General features: G+C 68.4%; 17 protein-coding genes. 2 read left to right on the forward strand and 15 right to left on the reverse strand.

From position 1 onward, the window contains the following. Positions 1 to 142: 142 nt before the first annotated feature. Both FHR20_RS00925 and FHR20_RS00930 read right to left on the reverse strand, forming a co-directional pair. Entirely contained in the window at positions 143 to 1375 is a 1233-nt protein-coding gene (locus tag FHR20_RS00925) for an ABC transporter permease (RefSeq protein WP_167297828.1), read from the reverse strand. After that, positions 1372 to 2298 (reverse strand): ABC transporter ATP-binding protein, encoded by a 927-nt coding sequence (locus FHR20_RS00930; protein WP_243857091.1) that lies wholly within the window; start codon positions 2296 to 2298, stop codon positions 1372 to 1374. Before FHR20_RS00930 ends, FHR20_RS00925 begins: the two co-directional genes overlap by 4 nt. An 80-nt stretch (positions 2299 to 2378) precedes the next feature. On the opposite strand from FHR20_RS00930, the gene queG reads away from it, so the two are divergent. Next, positions 2379 to 3425 carry a tRNA epoxyqueuosine(34) reductase QueG gene (gene queG / locus FHR20_RS00935; protein WP_167297830.1) on the forward strand — a complete coding sequence of 349 codons (1047 nt, stop codon included), beginning with the start codon at positions 2379 to 2381 and terminating at the stop codon, positions 3423 to 3425. A gap of 262 nt (positions 3426 to 3687) precedes the next feature. Here queG and FHR20_RS00940 read toward each other — a convergent pair whose 3' ends face one another. Further along, positions 3688 to 4071 (reverse strand): hypothetical protein, encoded by a 384-nt coding sequence (locus tag FHR20_RS00940; RefSeq protein ID WP_167297831.1) that lies wholly within the window; start codon positions 4069 to 4071, stop codon positions 3688 to 3690. Then, on the reverse strand, positions 4068 to 4760 hold the full coding sequence (locus FHR20_RS00945) for an EI24 domain-containing protein (RefSeq protein WP_167297832.1): 693 nt from the start codon (positions 4758 to 4760) through the stop codon (positions 4068 to 4070). Before FHR20_RS00945 ends, FHR20_RS00940 begins: the two co-directional genes overlap by 4 nt. A 56-nt stretch (positions 4761 to 4816) precedes the next feature. On the opposite strand from FHR20_RS00945, the gene FHR20_RS00950 reads away from it, so the two are divergent. Continuing rightward, the gene (locus tag FHR20_RS00950; protein ID WP_167297833.1) at positions 4817 to 5815 is read left to right on the forward strand and encodes an adenosine kinase; all 999 of its coding nucleotides are present in this window, start codon (positions 4817 to 4819) and stop codon (positions 5813 to 5815) included. A 101-nt stretch (positions 5816 to 5916) separates the two neighbouring features. Here FHR20_RS00950 and FHR20_RS00955 read toward each other — a convergent pair whose 3' ends face one another. The 11 genes from FHR20_RS00955 to hisB all read right to left on the reverse strand — a co-directional run bounded on the left by FHR20_RS00955 (position 5917) and on the right by hisB (position 13194). Then, positions 5917 to 7458: an amino acid permease gene (locus FHR20_RS00955; protein WP_167297834.1), complete on the reverse strand. Its 1542-nt coding sequence runs from the start codon at positions 7456 to 7458 to the stop codon at positions 5917 to 5919. 257 nt (positions 7459 to 7715) lie between these two features. Then, positions 7716 to 8045: an SMR family transporter gene (locus FHR20_RS00960; protein WP_167297835.1), complete on the reverse strand. Its 330-nt coding sequence runs from the start codon at positions 8043 to 8045 to the stop codon at positions 7716 to 7718. Positions 8046 to 8100: 55 nt separating this feature from the next. Further along, entirely contained in the window at positions 8101 to 8817 is a 717-nt protein-coding gene (locus FHR20_RS00965) for an MgtC/SapB family protein (RefSeq protein ID WP_167297836.1), read from the reverse strand. Between the two features lie 26 nt (positions 8818 to 8843). Continuing rightward, positions 8844 to 9221, reverse strand: coding sequence for a histidine triad nucleotide-binding protein (locus FHR20_RS00970; protein WP_167297837.1), 378 nt, complete (start codon positions 9219 to 9221; stop codon positions 8844 to 8846). A gap of 156 nt (positions 9222 to 9377) precedes the next feature. After that, complete coding sequence (locus tag FHR20_RS00975) at positions 9378 to 9695, reverse strand: phosphoribosyl-ATP diphosphatase (RefSeq protein ID WP_167297838.1); 318 nt, start codon at positions 9693 to 9695, stop codon at positions 9378 to 9380. Positions 9696 to 9752: 57 nt separating this feature from the next. Continuing rightward, positions 9753 to 9956 carry a hypothetical protein gene (locus FHR20_RS00980; RefSeq protein ID WP_167297839.1) on the reverse strand — a complete coding sequence of 68 codons (204 nt, stop codon included), beginning with the start codon at positions 9954 to 9956 and terminating at the stop codon, positions 9753 to 9755. A gap of 36 nt (positions 9957 to 9992) precedes the next feature. Beyond that, on the reverse strand, positions 9993 to 10253 hold the full coding sequence (locus FHR20_RS00985; protein WP_167297840.1) for a PEP-CTERM sorting domain-containing protein: 261 nt from the start codon (positions 10251 to 10253) through the stop codon (positions 9993 to 9995). Positions 10254 to 10376: 123 nt separating this feature from the next. Further along, positions 10377 to 11147: an imidazole glycerol phosphate synthase subunit HisF gene (gene hisF, locus FHR20_RS00990; protein WP_167297841.1), complete on the reverse strand. Its 771-nt coding sequence runs from the start codon at positions 11145 to 11147 to the stop codon at positions 10377 to 10379. A 109-nt stretch (positions 11148 to 11256) separates the two neighbouring features. After that, entirely contained in the window at positions 11257 to 11982 is a 726-nt protein-coding gene (gene hisA / locus FHR20_RS00995) for a 1-(5-phosphoribosyl)-5-[(5-phosphoribosylamino)methylideneamino]imidazole-4-carboxamide isomerase (RefSeq protein WP_167299311.1), read from the reverse strand. Positions 11983 to 11993: 11 nt separating this feature from the next. Continuing rightward, positions 11994 to 12596, reverse strand: coding sequence for an imidazole glycerol phosphate synthase subunit HisH (gene hisH, locus FHR20_RS01000; RefSeq protein ID WP_167297842.1), 603 nt, complete (start codon positions 12594 to 12596; stop codon positions 11994 to 11996). 10 nt (positions 12597 to 12606) lie between these two features. Continuing rightward, positions 12607 to 13194: an imidazoleglycerol-phosphate dehydratase HisB gene (gene hisB, locus FHR20_RS01005; RefSeq protein WP_167297843.1), complete on the reverse strand. Its 588-nt coding sequence runs from the start codon at positions 13192 to 13194 to the stop codon at positions 12607 to 12609. Positions 13195 to 13231 lie beyond the last annotated feature (37 nt).

Below are 13231 nucleotides of genomic sequence, written 5' to 3' on the forward strand. Positions count from 1 at the left end.
TGCCTCTCCTGCCTTTTGCAGGGAGGAAACGCCTAATTGACAGAAGTGTCAATAGTGAGAAACGGCCGGAGCAGGGGCGTTACGCAAATAGTCGTCATCCCCGCGAAGGCGGGAATGACGGGTTCGTTGAATAGTCCCGATCTTAGGCCGTCGCCTCGATCTTCGTGCGGCGCTTGGGGCTGCCCGATTTGAGCACGCCGCGGCGAAACACGCGCGCCCCCACGGTGATGATGATCGCCACCCACAGCGCCTGCCAGCCCAGTGCGAGCAGGTGCGGCCAGATCGCCGGCGCGCTGCCCGCCAGCCCGATCATCGCGAAGGGCGAGCTGAACGGAAAGACCTGTGCCGCCGTCTCGATCCAGCTGCCGGGCCGCGTCGCCGCGCCGAGCGCCAAGCCGAACATCATCATCTGGAAGATGGTGATCGGCAGCGACAGCATCTGCAGCTCGCGCTGGGTGGAGGTCAGCGCGCCGATGCTGAGGAACATCGCGCCGAGCAGCATGTAGGACATGGTGAAATAGGCAATGAACAGCAGCGCATAGGTTGGCGCGCCGATCGCCGCGACCAGGCTGGGGAAGCTGCCCGCGATCTCGGGCGGCAGCAGCCGGGTCGCGTTGATGATGATCGTCGCCCAGAACAGCACGAACAGCACCGCGGCGCCGAACATGCCGATCAGCTTGCCGAAGAACACGCTTTCCAGCGGCACGGCCGCGGCCAGGATCTCGATCACCTTGTTCGAGCGCTCCTCGGCCATGGTGCCCACTGCCTGGCCCGAGAGGAACAGGGTGAGGAAGAACATCGCGAACACGCCGATCGAGGCGGCCTGGCCGCGCCCACTGGGCGAGCCCTGGCCGCGCTTCACCACCGTCTGGGTGACGGTGCTGGTGGGGGCGGCGCTGCCCAGCTTCTGCGCGCGCAGGCTCTGCTCGGCCAGCTGCGAGAGGAACTGCGCCTCGGTCCAGCCGCGGCTTGCATAGAGCACCTCCGGCTTGTCGAGCGGGCCATAGAGCACCGCCGCGGTATCGACCTTGTCGTTGTCGAAATAGGCGCGCGCCTGGGCGGCGGGGTCGCCGGTCGGCGCCTCGATCGTGAGCGGGGGCGGCATCAGCTCGCTCTTCTTGGGAAAGAGCTTGCGCAATTGCTGGTCGGTCTCGATCAGCGTCGGCGCCTGGGCGGGCGGCGCGATCACCACCATCCGCATCTGCGAATCGTCGCCGACGATCGACTGGGCGCCGATCCCGCCGACCGTGCCGAAGCCGATCATCAGCACGGGGGCGAGCAGGAAGAGCAGGAAGGTGGGCGTGAACACCGTGGCGGTGAAGTCGCGGCGCGCGACGGTGAGCGCCTGGCGCAGCATGCGCGAAAACTTGCTCACGCCGCTTCCTCCTGATCCACAAGGGCATCCGCGCCGACGATCCGGACAAAGGCGTCGTGCAGCCCCGGCCGCTCGATCGACAGGCCCGAGACGCCGTAGCCGCCGTCGATCAGCTTCACGAGCAGCGATTCGACGCCGCCGGCGGGCAGGGTGAAGCGCCAGCCATCGCCCTCGCGCTCGGCATCGGCGGGAAGCAGCGCGCGCGCACCCTCGACATTGTGGTGCGGCGTGTAGTGCGCCTTCATCGGCAGCGTCGCCCGGGCGTCGTTCACGGTGCCTTCGAAGCGCACCTTGCCGCCGGCGATGATCGAGAGCCGGTCGCACAGCCGTTCGGCATGGGCCATGACATGGGTGGAGAAGAGGATCGTCGCGCCGCGATCGCGCTCGGCACGGATCAGCTTCTCGAGCTTCTCCTGGTTGACCGGATCGAGACCGGAGAAAGGCTCGTCGAGCACCAGCAGCTCGGGCTCGTGGACCACCGATCCGAGCAGCTGGACCAGCTGCGCCATGCCCTTGGAGAGCTTGCGGATCTTCTCGTCCTTGGCATGGCCGAGACCGGCATTGTCGAGCAGCGTGTCGGCGCGCTTGCGCCCCGTCGCCCAGGGCAGGCCGCGCAGCGCGCCCATGAAGGCGATGGCCTCGCGGCACTTCATGTTGGGATAGAGGCCGCGCTCCTCGGGCAGATAGCCGACCAGGTCGCTGGCGTCGCGCGGATGGGCGCGGCCCAGCATGTTCCGATCGCCCTCGTCCGGCTCGATGATGCCCAGCAGCATGCGCAGCGTCGTGGTCTTGCCGGCGCCATTGGGGCCGAGCACGCCATAGACGAGCCCCTTGGGAACCGCGATGTCGACGCCGTCGACGACGCGCCGATCTCCGAAATATTTGACGAGTCCCCGGGCGCTTACGGCCAATTCGCCAGACAAAAGAGCGTCTCCGTCGGTGTCTCGGCCAGGCCGGGAGCGGGCTGGTGCCGTAAACTGCGGAAACGTGGTAGCGGGTCCGCGTGGAACAGCACAAGCCATTGGAAGCACGAATAAAGGCCAAAGCGGCGGAAATCGGGTTCGCCGATTGCGGGATCGCGCGCGCCGACGCCGCGCCGAAGACCGCCGAGCGGCTGCGCCAATGGCTGGAGGAGGGGCGCCACGGCTCGATGCTCTGGATGGAGGAGCGCGCGCACCACCGCGAGCGCCCGGCCGGGCTGTGGCCCGAGGTGAAGTCGGTGATTTCGCTCGGCATGAGCTATGCGCCGCGCACCGATCCGCTCGCCCTGGCGGGGGAGGGCGAGGTCGGCCGCATCTCCACCTATGCCCAGGGTGCCGATTATCACGACGTGATGAAGCGGCGGCTGAAGGAGCTGGGCCGCTGGCTGGTCGGCGCCGCGCCCGGCACGGAACTCAAGGTGTTCGTCGATACCGCGCCGGTGATGGAAAAGCCGCTGGCCGAGGCGGCGGGGCTGGGCTGGCAGGGCAAGCACACCAATCTGGTGAGCCGCACCCATGGCAGCTGGCTGTTCCTCGGCGCGATCTACACCACGCTGGAGCTGGCGCCCGATGCGCCGGTGCGCACCACTTGCGGCAGCTGCGATGCCTGCCAGACGGCCTGCCCGACCGATGCGTTCCCGGCACCCTATCGGCTCGATGCGCGGCGCTGCATCTCGTACCTGACGATCGAGCACAAGGGGCCGATCCCCGAGGAATTCCGCACGGGGATCGGCAACCGCATCTATGGCTGCGACGATTGCCTGGCGGTGTGCCCCTGGAACAAGTTCGCGCGCGCCGCCCAGGCGAACCTGGCCTTCGCGCCGCGTGCGGAGCTGACCGTGCCGGCACTGGCGGACCTGCTCGCGCTCGACGATGCGGGGTTCCGCGAAGTGTTCTCCGGCTCGCCGATCAAGCGGATCGGGCGCGACCGCATGATGCGCAACTGCCTGATCGCGGCCGGCAACAGCGGCAGCGCGGCGCTGGTCGCGCCGGTGCGCGCGCTGCTCGACGACCCTGACGAGACGGTGCGGGAGGCGGCCGCCTGGGCATTGACGAGGCTGGCCCCATGAACTGTCCCCCCGGCGATGATTTCCTGGGGACAGGAAGCATCCGACAGCGATTATCCCAGCTCCACGCCGATCCCCCGCTCTCCCACCGTCCTCCCCGCGCAGGCGGGGATCCAGAGCCAGGTGCGGAGCGGAGAGGGGCGAGCCCGTCCTTTCCGGACGGCGTTCGCGTGGTGGTGCCGATATCCCGCATCACCCTGGATCCCCGCCTGTGCGGGGATGACGGGGTTTGCCGGATGAGTCTCTACCCTGGATCAGCGCCAGATCACCGTCCGCCGCTGAGCGCCGCCACGCAGCTTGCCTCGTCGATCGGGCGGCCGTCGCGCTGGCGGGCGTCGATATGCGTCACCACCGGCTCGCCGCGCTTCTGGGGATAGAGATAGGTGTCGAGCACGCAGATCGGCCCGGCGAACTGGAGCTTGCGGGCAGTGCCCTCGCTCATGTCGAGCTGGGGCTTGCCGAAGCGCGCGATCAGCCCGGGCGCGGTGGCACCCCGCAACGCGCCGAGATTGGCGGGCAGCCCCGCGGCCGGGCTCGGCGCGGGCCGGGCGCTCGGCACCGGGACATAGCCGGCGCGCGGCGGGGGGATCACGCCGCCTTCGCCACAGGCGCCGAGCGCCAGCATACCGATCAGGACTAGTCTCTTCATGCCCGCCTCCCGCGGTGGAATGCATGGGTGGCCATCGCGGCTCCGAGTACCGGGGCGACCAGGTTCAAAATCGGGACGAGGAACAGCGCGGTGCCCGCCGCGCCCAGCGCGAAGCGGCCGACGCCGGTCCGCCGCCGCCAGCCGCGCAGTTCGTCGCGCCGCATGTGCCGCGCCGCGACCATGTCGCCCAGGTCGCGGCCGAGCAGCCAGCTGTTGACCAGGAAAAAGGCCAGCGCCGTGCCCACGCCGGTGACGAGCAGGATCAGATAGAGCGGCGAGAGCAGCAGGTTCACGCCGATCAGCCGCAGCGCCGAGCCCAGGCCCATCGCCAGGGCGCGGCCAAGGGGCAGGTCGTGCGCCCGGGCATGGGCGCCGGGATAGTGTTTCCTCTCCACCGCGGCGACGACTTCGTCGGCGAAGATGCCGATCACCGCCACCGCGATGGCGCGGAACATCAGCCAATGGGCGACGAGCACGATCAGGATCGTGGCGATGTCGGCAAAGGCGTCCGAGCCGCTCCAGCCCCCCAGCCATGCCGCGATCCCGTCGGCCAGCGCATGCATGCCGAACCACAGGCCGACGCTCGCCGCGGCGAACAGCACCAATGTCAGGATCACGGACTTGACGAAGACGGCCAGTATCGGCCGGTCGAACAGCTGGCCCAGCGACAGGAAGAAGGCCTGAATCATTGCATCCTCTATTGCCCGCCACTAGGGCGTCCGCGCAATCTTTTTGGAGCACCAGTTTGACCAGCCCGACTTATGACGTCGTCGCCATCGGCAACGCGATCGTCGACATCCTCGCCCAGGCCGAGGACAGCTTCATCGAGGAGATCGGCGTCGCCAAGGGCTCGATGCAGCTCATCTTCTCGCCCGAGGACGCCGATGCGCTCTATGCCAGGATGGGCCCGGGCCGCGAGATCTCGGGCGGTTCGGCGGCGAACACCGTGGCGGGCATCGCTGCGCTGGGCGGCAGGACCGCGTTCATCGGCCAGGTGGCCGACGACCAGCTCGGCCAGGTCTTCGCGCACGACATCCGCGCCGCCGGCGTCGATTTCGACACCGCGTCGCGCGCCGGCCAGCCCGCCACCGCGCGCTGCCTGATCTTCGTCACGCCCGACGGGCAGCGCACGATGAACACCTTCCTCGGCGCCTCGCAGTTCCTGCCGGCCGCCGCGCTCGACGAGGAGCTGATCGCCAATGGCGCGATCCTGTACCTCGAAGGCTATCTGTGGGACCCCGAAGAGCCGCGCGCCGCGATGCGCAAGGCGATCGAGATCGCCCGTGCCGCCGGCCGCAAGGTGGCCTTCACCCTGTCCGACGTGTTCTGCATCTCGCGCCATGGCGACGATTTCCGCAAGCTGATCGAGGACGGGATGATCGACATCCTGTTCGCCAACGAGAACGAATTGCTGGCGCTGTGCGAGCGCGAGGCGTTCGAGGCGGCGGTGCAGCACCTGCACGGCAAGGTGCCGGTGCTGGTCGTCACCCGCAGCGAGAAGGGCGCGATCGCGCTGGTCGGCGGCGAGCGGGTCGAGGTTCCGGCCGAGCCGATCGCCCGGCTGGTCGACACCACCGGCGCGGGCGACATGTTCGCGGCCGGCTTCCTCCATGGCCAGGCCCAGGGCCGCTCGGTGCGGGACTCGCTGCGCCTGGGCGCGCTCTGCGCCGCGGAGATCATCCAGCACTACGGCGCCCGGGCCGAGGTGGACCTGAAGGAACTGGCCGCCGAGAAGCTGGCCTGAGCCATCCGTTCCTCCCTCCGCCAAGCGGGGGTATTCCAGACAGAAAAAGGGCCGGAGGAGCGATCCTCCGGCCCTTTTCTCATGCCCCGAGGGGCGTGGCCTCAGCGGGTGCCGGGCACCGGCGGGTCCAGCTCCTCATAGGCCTCGGGCTCGTGCACGTCGACGATCCCGCGGCCGACATGGCTGCGCGAGCGGCTATAGCCGAAATAGACCACCAGGCCGATCACTGCCCAGGACAGGAACAGGATGATGCTCTTGTGGTCCAGGCTGACGAACAGATAGAGGCAGCCCAGGATCGCGATCGGCGCCGTCAGGAACACGAACGGCGTCTTGAACGGGCGCTTGCGGTCCGGATCGGTCTTGCGGATCACCATCACCGCGATCGACACGGCGGCGAACGCGAACAACGTGCCCGAATTCGAGATGTTGGCGAGCTGGCCGACCGGGAAGAAGGCCGCGAACAGCGCCACCGCCACGCCGGTGATGATCGTGATCACATGCGGGGTGTTGAAGGTCGGGTGGATCTTCGAGAAGGCGGCGGGGAGCAGGCCGTCGCGGCTCATCACGAAGAAGATGCGGGTCTGGCCGAACATCATCATCAGGATGACCGAGGGCAGCGCCAGGCCGGCGGCGAGGCCGAGCAGGTTGCCGATCTGCGGCCAGCCGATCTCGCGCAGGGTGAAGGCCAGCGCCTCCTTCGAGCAGACCACGTCCTTGAAGCCTTCGGCGGCGCGGGTGGCGCACTGGGCGGCGAGCTCGCGGCTGCCCGGCTCGAGCGCATGGCCGGCGGCGTCCATCACGGGCTGGGTGCTGAGGCCCGGCGCGCCGATCACGCCGGCGGCGACGAGCAGGTAGAAGATGGTGCAGATGGCGAGGCTGCCGATCAGGCCGATCGGCATGTTGCGCTGCGGGTTCTTGGTCTCCTCGGCCGCGGTGGAGACCGCGTCGAAGCCGACATAGGCGAAGAAGATCGACGCGGCGGCCATCGAGACGCCGATGAAGCCGGTGGGCGCGAAGGGCGAGAATTGCGCGCCGTTCATCACCGGCACGGCCAGCACGATGAACGCAGTGAGCGCCGTGATCTTGATCGCGACGAGAATGGCGTTGACGGTGGCGCTTTCCTTGGTGCCGATGACCAGCAGCCAGGTGACCAGGCCGGCGATCAGCATCGCGGGCAGGTTGATCAGGCCGCCGTCGAACGGCCCGGTGACCAGCGTTTGGGGGATGTTTATGTGGAAGCTGTGCTCGATCAGGCCGACGACATAGCCGGACCAGCCGACCGAGACTGCGCCTGCGGCCACGGCATATTCGAGGATCAGCGCCCAGCCGACCATCCAGGCGATCAGCTCGCCCATCACGGCATAGCTGTACGTATAGGCCGAGCCCGAGACCGGGACCATCGCGGCCATTTCGGCATAGCAGAGCGCGGCGAAGGCGCAGACCACGCCGGCGATGATGAAGCTTACCATCATGCCGGGGCCCGCGCGCTGGGCGGCTTCGGCGGTGAGAACGAAAATGCCGGTGCCGATCACCGCGCCGATGCCGAGCATGGTGAGCTGGAAAGCCCCCAGCGAACGGTGGAGCGATTTTTTCTCGGCAGTGGCGAGGATGGCATCGAGTGGCTTTACGCGCCCGAAGATCATTGGATGGTCCCCTCAACGGCGGTTTGTCCCGCCGCCCCTTTTGGATGAAAGCGCGGAGCCTAGCCGCAAAACCGGGGGAGGCAATGCTTTAGTGCCCGCAAGCTCCGCTTTAGCGCGCGAATGCGGCGAGTCGCCGCGCGGGGACGGGGTGGCGGGAACGAATCCCGGCCTAGGTTGAGGACTCATTCAGCGAACCCGTCATCCCCGCGCAGGCGGGGATGACGAAGGAAAATCAGATACTTGTTCGGGTTTCCGGCCTAGTGCGCGGTCGCGCGCGAGAAGAGGTTCATCACCAGCACGCCGGCGATGATCAGCGCCATGCCGAGCAGGGCGGGCAAGTCGAGCTTCTGCCCCTGGAACGCCCAGGCGATCGCCGCGATCAGCACGATGCCGACGCCGGACCAGATCGCATAGGCGATGCCGGTGGGAATCTCGCGCAGCGTGAGCGAGAGGAAATAGAAGGCGATCGCATAGCCGAGGATCGTGATCGCCGAAGGGAGGAGCCGGGTGAACCCCTCGGACTGTTTCATGAACGAAGTCGCAGTGACTTCGGCGACGATCGCGACGGCGAGGTTCAGATAGCGCATGGCGGCGAGGCAAGCAGGCCGCGCCGCCTTTGGCAAGCCGCCCCGTCCCGGCCGCTCAATCGTGCGTCTGCACTTCCCAGGTGGCGTGCAGCACGGTGCGGGTCTTGGCGAGGTGCGCGACGATCGCGTCGAGATCGGCATCCACCGCCCCGGTGCTGACCAGCGTCGCGCGAATCTCTACCAGTTCCTCCGATCGCTCGACGATCTCGGTATCGGCCACCGGATAGCGCATCAATTCCAGGTGATCGACGAGCGTATCGCGCAGGGCCGAGGCGTTGGCCGGATCGGCGGTGAGCGTGACCGAATAGGTCGCCTCCAGCGTCCCGCCGGCCAGCGGGATGCGGTTGATCGCATTCACGACCGGCCGCAACAGGGTGTTGCCGGCCACCACGAAGAGAGTGAGCGTCGCCGCCTCCGCTGCCATGTCGGTGCCGGCACAGGCCCCCACCGCCGCCGAGCACCAGAGCGTGGCGGCGGTATTGAGGCCGCGGACGTTCATGCCCTCCTTCATGATCACGCCCGCGCCGAGGAAGCCGATCCCCGAGACGATATAGGCGATCACCCGCACCGCCTCGACATCGCCGGCCAGCTTCTGGGCGAGGTCCACGAACGCCGCCGCGCCGAGCGCGACCAGTGCGTTGGTGCGCAGCCCGGCGGTGCGCTGGCGATACTGGCGCTCGGCACCGATCAGCGCGCCCAGCACCAGCGCGAGCGCGTAGCTGACCAGGCTGTCCAGATAGGATGCGAGATGGAAGGTGTGCAGGAAGTGCATGATGCCCCCGGATCCGGCGGTTTCGGCTAGCGGGCCAGCATCGGGCCGAGCGGCTTGCCGGCGAAGATGTGGACATGGAGGTGCGGCACCTCCTGATGCGCGTCGAGCCCGGTATTGGCGAGCAGGCGATAGCCCGGCGCCACGAACCCGGCCTCGCGCGCGACCTTGCCGACCGCGCGGACGAAGCCGGCGATCTCCGCCTCGCTCGCCCGGGCGGAGAAATCGTCCCACGAGACATAGGCGCCCTTGGGAATCACCAGCACATGGTGCGGCGCCTGCGGATTGATGTCGTGAAAGGCGAGGGCGAATTCGTCCTCGAATATCCTTCGCGACGGGATTTCGCCGCGCAGGATCTTCGCGAAGACGTTCTGGTCGTCATAGGACTGGGTGGCGTCGATGGGCATGCGCGGCTCCTTCGTTCCGCTCCATACCAGAGCATCGTCGCGGCGGAAGCGAGGATCGCTGAATCGAGTCTCGGCCCTTAGGTTGGGGACTCATAACTTGTTTCCGTCATCCCCGCCTGCGCGGGGATGACGAGGTTTGCTGAACGAGTCTCGATCCTAGACCGAGCGCCCCGCCTTTTCCGCGATCCCCGACACGCCTTCGCGGCGGGCGAGCTCGGCGCGGACGTCGTCCAGGCCCAGGCCGGCATCGGCCAGCAGCACGAGCAGGTGGAAGACCAGGTCGGCCGCTTCCTTGGTGAGTTCTTCGCGATCGTCCCGGATCGCGGCGATCACCGTCTCGGTGGCTTCCTCGCCCAGTTTCTGGGCGATCTTGGCGCGGCCGCGATGCGTGAGCTTCGCGACATAGGAACTGTCGGGGCTCGCCGTGCGGCGGGCGCGGATCACGGCTTCGAGAACATCCAGGGTGTCGGCCATGGCCCCCGGCTGCGGGAGGCAGGCGCGCCTGTCAATCCTTGCGCTAATCCTCGGGCTTCAATCCCGGGGCGCGGCCTTGCGGAAGCGCGCGCGCAGCTGGCGGCGGACGAACCAGATGCCGCCGGCGGCACAGGCGGCAAGCGCCAGGTCCGAAAGCTCGGGCATCGAGCGCGTGCCGGCGCGGCCGGTGTGCGGCGGCTCGTCGGCGGCCAGCGCCGGCGTCGCGGCGAGCAGCAGCAGGGGAAGCAGGGCGTTGCGCATGGTACGCGACCTTAGCCGCAACGCCCCGACAAATCGTTAACCGCGGCGACGGGCCCGGCGCGCGACGAACGCGCCGATGGTCCCGAGCGCGAACAGGCCGAGCATGCCCGGCTCCGGGATCGACGTGGGGCCGCCCGAACCGCCGCTGCTGCTGCTGGTGGTGCCACCCCCACTGCTGCTGCTGCTGCTGGAGGGCGTGCCCGGATCGACGGGCGGCTTGTCCATGGCGAAGGCGGGCGTGGCGGACAGGGTAACGAGGAGGCCGAACGCGGCCAGATTGGCGAAGTTACGGATCATGGTCCTGATTCCCTCTTTGATTGTCTTCGGGAGGGAGCAAGAAGCCGGCCGCTTTGCCGAAACCGGCATTTTCCGCCGCTTTCGATGGTTAAGCTCCGGCGTGCGGAATTGGTGAATGTAAAGCTAACCGACGACCGGGCTTCGCACCGGGATGCCGGCGGCTGCCATCGCGCGATGGGCGTCGGCGATGCTGGCTTCGCCGAAATGGAAGATCGAGGCCGCCAGCACCGCGCTGGCATGGCCGTCGCGAATGCCCTCCACCAGATGGCGGAGGGTGCCGACCCCGCCCGAGGCGACCACGGGCACGGTCACCTGGTCGGCGATCGTGCGGATCAGCTCCAGGTCGTAGCCGTCGCGGGTGCCGTCGCGGTCCATCGAGGTGATCAGCAACTCGCCGGCGCCGAGATGGGCAAGGGCGATGGCGTGAGTCACTGCGTCGATGCCGGTGGGCTTGCGGCCGCCATGCGTGAAGACTTCCCAGCCCTGCGCGGTGCGGCGCGCGTCGACCGAAGCGACGACGCACTGGCTGCCCATCCTCTCGGCGATCTCGGCGACGACCTGGGGGCGCGAGACGGCGGCGGAATTGACCGCCACCTTGTCGGCACCGGCCAGCAGGAGGGCGCGGGCATCCTCGACGCCGCGCACGCCGCCGCCGACGGTGAGCGGCATGAAGCAGACTTCGGCGGTGCGGCGGACCACGTCGAGGATGGTGCCGCGCGCCTCGTGGCTGGCGGTGATGTCGAGGAAGCAGAGCTCGTCGGCTCCGGCCGCGTCATAGGCGCGCGCCTGTTCGACCGGATCGCCGGCATCGACCAGGTCGACAAAGTTGACGCCCTTGACCACGCGGCCGTTCGCGACGTCGAGGCACGGGATGACGCGGGCGCGGACGGTCATGCGATTTGCTCGGGCGAGGGCGCGAGGGCGAGAAGAAGAAGCGATTTCTCCGTGCCTCCGCGTCTCCGCGTGAACAAGATCTTCGCTTCTTCGCGCCTTCCCGCCAACATCATGCCCGACCCACTTCGATCGCCCATTTGAGGTCGAGCCGGCCGTCATAGAGCGCGCGGCCGGTGATCACGCCTTCCACGCCATCCGCGACATGCGGGCGCAGCGCGTGGATGTCGGCGATGTCGGTGACGCCGCCGCTGGCGATGACCGGGATCGAGACGGCGCGGGCCAGGGCGACCGTCGCCTCGACATTGCAGCCCTTCAGCAGCCCGTCGCGGCCGACATCGGTGAAGAGGAGCGCGGCGACGCCGGCATCCTCGAAGCGACGGGCGAGATCGGCTACCGACACGTCCGACACATCGGCCCAGCCGCGCGTGGCGACCATGCCGTCGCGCGCATCGACGGCGACGACGATGCGGCCGGGATTGTCGCGCGCGGCTTCGCGGACCAGGTCCGGATTCTCCAGCGCGGCCGTGCCGATCACCACGCGGCGCACGCCGAGGTCGAGCCAGCGCTCGATCGATTCGCGGTTGCGGATCCCGCCGCCGAGCTGGATCTTGCCGCCGAAGCGCCCGAGGATCGCGGCGACGGCGGCGCCGTTGATCGATTCGCCGGCGAATGCGCCGTCGAGATCGACGACGTGGAGCCATTCCGCGCCGGCTTGCGCGAAGCGCTCGGCCTGGGCCGCGGGATCGTCGCCATAGACGGTGGCGCGGGCCATGTCGCCTTCGGCCAGGCGGACGACCTGACCGGCCTTGAGGTCGATCGCGGGGAAGATGATCAGGCCATCCGGGTCTAGGGGTGCCAAGCGAGGAACCTTTCCATCAGCGCGATGCCGTAGCGCTGGCTTTTCTCGGGGTGGAACTGGACGCCGATCATGTTGTCGCGGCCGATGGCGGCCGTGACCGGACCGCCATGGTCGGTGGTGGCGAGCACCGCGTCGCCGGTGAAGGCGAAGCTGTGCAGGAAATAGGCCTGGCCCGGCTCGATCAGCGGGTGGGAAAGCGTGGGGACGACGTCGTTCCAGCCCATATGCGGCACGCGGATGCCGGGTGCGGGCGCGATCGCCCGGACGGTGCCGGAGACCCAGCCCAGGCCCGGATGGGTGCCGAGCTCCTCCCCCGTATCGGCCATCAGCTGCATGCCGACGCAGACGCCGAGGAAAGGCGCGCCCGCGCGGCGGACGCGCGCGTCCAGCGCCTCGACCATGCCGGGGATCGCCCGCAGCCCCGCGGCACAGGCCCCGAATGCGCCGACGCCGGGCAGGACGATGCGATCGGCCCGCAGCACCGCCCCGGGGTCGGCGGTGACCGCGACATCGGCAGCGCCCGCCGCCTTCAGGGCGTTGTGGACCGAGTGGAGATTGCCGGCGCCATAGTCGATCAGGGCGATGGTCATCGCGTCACCGTCACAGCACCCCCTTGGTGCTGGGTACCGCATCCGCCTTGCGCGGATCGATCTCCACCGCCTCGCGCAGCGCCCGGGCCAGGCCCTTGAACGCGGCTTCGGCGATGTGATGGTTGTTGGTGCCGTAAAGTGTCTCGATATGGAGCGTCAGCCCGGCGGTCTGGGCGAAGGAATGGAACCAGTGCTCGAACATCTCGGTGTCCATCTCGCCGAGCCGCTTCTGGCTGAATGCGGTCTTCCAGACGAGATAGGGGCGGCCCGAAATGTCCACCGCGACGCGGGTGAGCGTCTCGTCCATCGGCGAGAGCGCGTCGGCATAGCGCCGGATGCCCTTCTTGTCGCCCAGCGCCTTCGCGATGGCTTCCCCGATCGCCAGCCCGGTATCCTCCACCGTGTGGTGCTGGTCGATATGCAGGTCGCCCACCGTCTTCACGTCGAGGTCGATCAGCGAATGGCGGCTGAGCTGCTCGAGCATGTGGTCGAAGAAGCCGATCCCGGTGGAAACGGCATAGGCGCCGGTACCGTCGAGGTTGACGGTGACGTCGACGGAGGTCTCGCTCGTCTTGCGGCTCACGGTGGCGGTGCGCATGGCGTCCCACATAGCGATGGTTGCCGCGCATGCAATC

The sequence above is a fragment of the Sphingomonas leidyi genome (assembly GCF_011761945.1).
GTDB lineage: Bacteria > Pseudomonadota > Alphaproteobacteria > Sphingomonadales > Sphingomonadaceae > Sphingomonas > Sphingomonas leidyi.

What these genes read in the sequence shown, in the direction of transcription:
- FHR20_RS00940 (WP_167297831.1), bottom strand. Translation starts at nt 4,071, where the DNA reads ATGAAGAGACTAGTCCTGATCGGTATGCTGGCGCTCGGCGCCTGTGGC.
- FHR20_RS00945 (WP_167297832.1), bottom strand. Translation starts at nt 4,760, where the DNA reads ATGATTCAGGCCTTCTTCCTGTCGCTGGGCCAGCTGTTCGACCGGCCG.
- FHR20_RS00955 (WP_167297834.1), bottom strand. Translation starts at nt 7,458, where the DNA reads ATGATCTTCGGGCGCGTAAAGCCACTCGATGCCATCCTCGCCACTGCC.
- FHR20_RS00960 (WP_167297835.1), bottom strand. Translation starts at nt 8,045, where the DNA reads ATGCGCTATCTGAACCTCGCCGTCGCGATCGTCGCCGAAGTCACTGCG.
- FHR20_RS00965 (WP_167297836.1), bottom strand. Translation starts at nt 8,817, where the DNA reads ATGCACTTCCTGCACACCTTCCATCTCGCATCCTATCTGGACAGCCTG.
- FHR20_RS00970 (WP_167297837.1), bottom strand. Translation starts at nt 9,221, where the DNA reads ATGCCCATCGACGCCACCCAGTCCTATGACGACCAGAACGTCTTCGCG.
- FHR20_RS00975 (WP_167297838.1), bottom strand. Translation starts at nt 9,695, where the DNA reads ATGGCCGACACCCTGGATGTTCTCGAAGCCGTGATCCGCGCCCGCCGC.
- FHR20_RS00980 (WP_167297839.1), bottom strand. Translation starts at nt 9,956, where the DNA reads ATGCGCAACGCCCTGCTTCCCCTGCTGCTGCTCGCCGCGACGCCGGCG.
- FHR20_RS00985 (WP_167297840.1), bottom strand. Translation starts at nt 10,253, where the DNA reads ATGATCCGTAACTTCGCCAATCTGGCCGCGTTCGGCCTCCTCGTTACC.
- hisF (WP_167297841.1), bottom strand. Translation starts at nt 11,147, where the DNA reads ATGACCGTCCGCGCCCGCGTCATCCCGTGCCTCGACGTCGCGAACGGC.
- hisH (WP_167297842.1), bottom strand. Translation starts at nt 12,596, where the DNA reads ATGACCATCGCCCTGATCGACTATGGCGCCGGCAATCTCCACTCGGTC.
- hisB (WP_167297843.1), bottom strand. Translation starts at nt 13,194, where the DNA reads ATGCGCACCGCCACCGTGAGCCGCAAGACGAGCGAGACCTCCGTCGAC.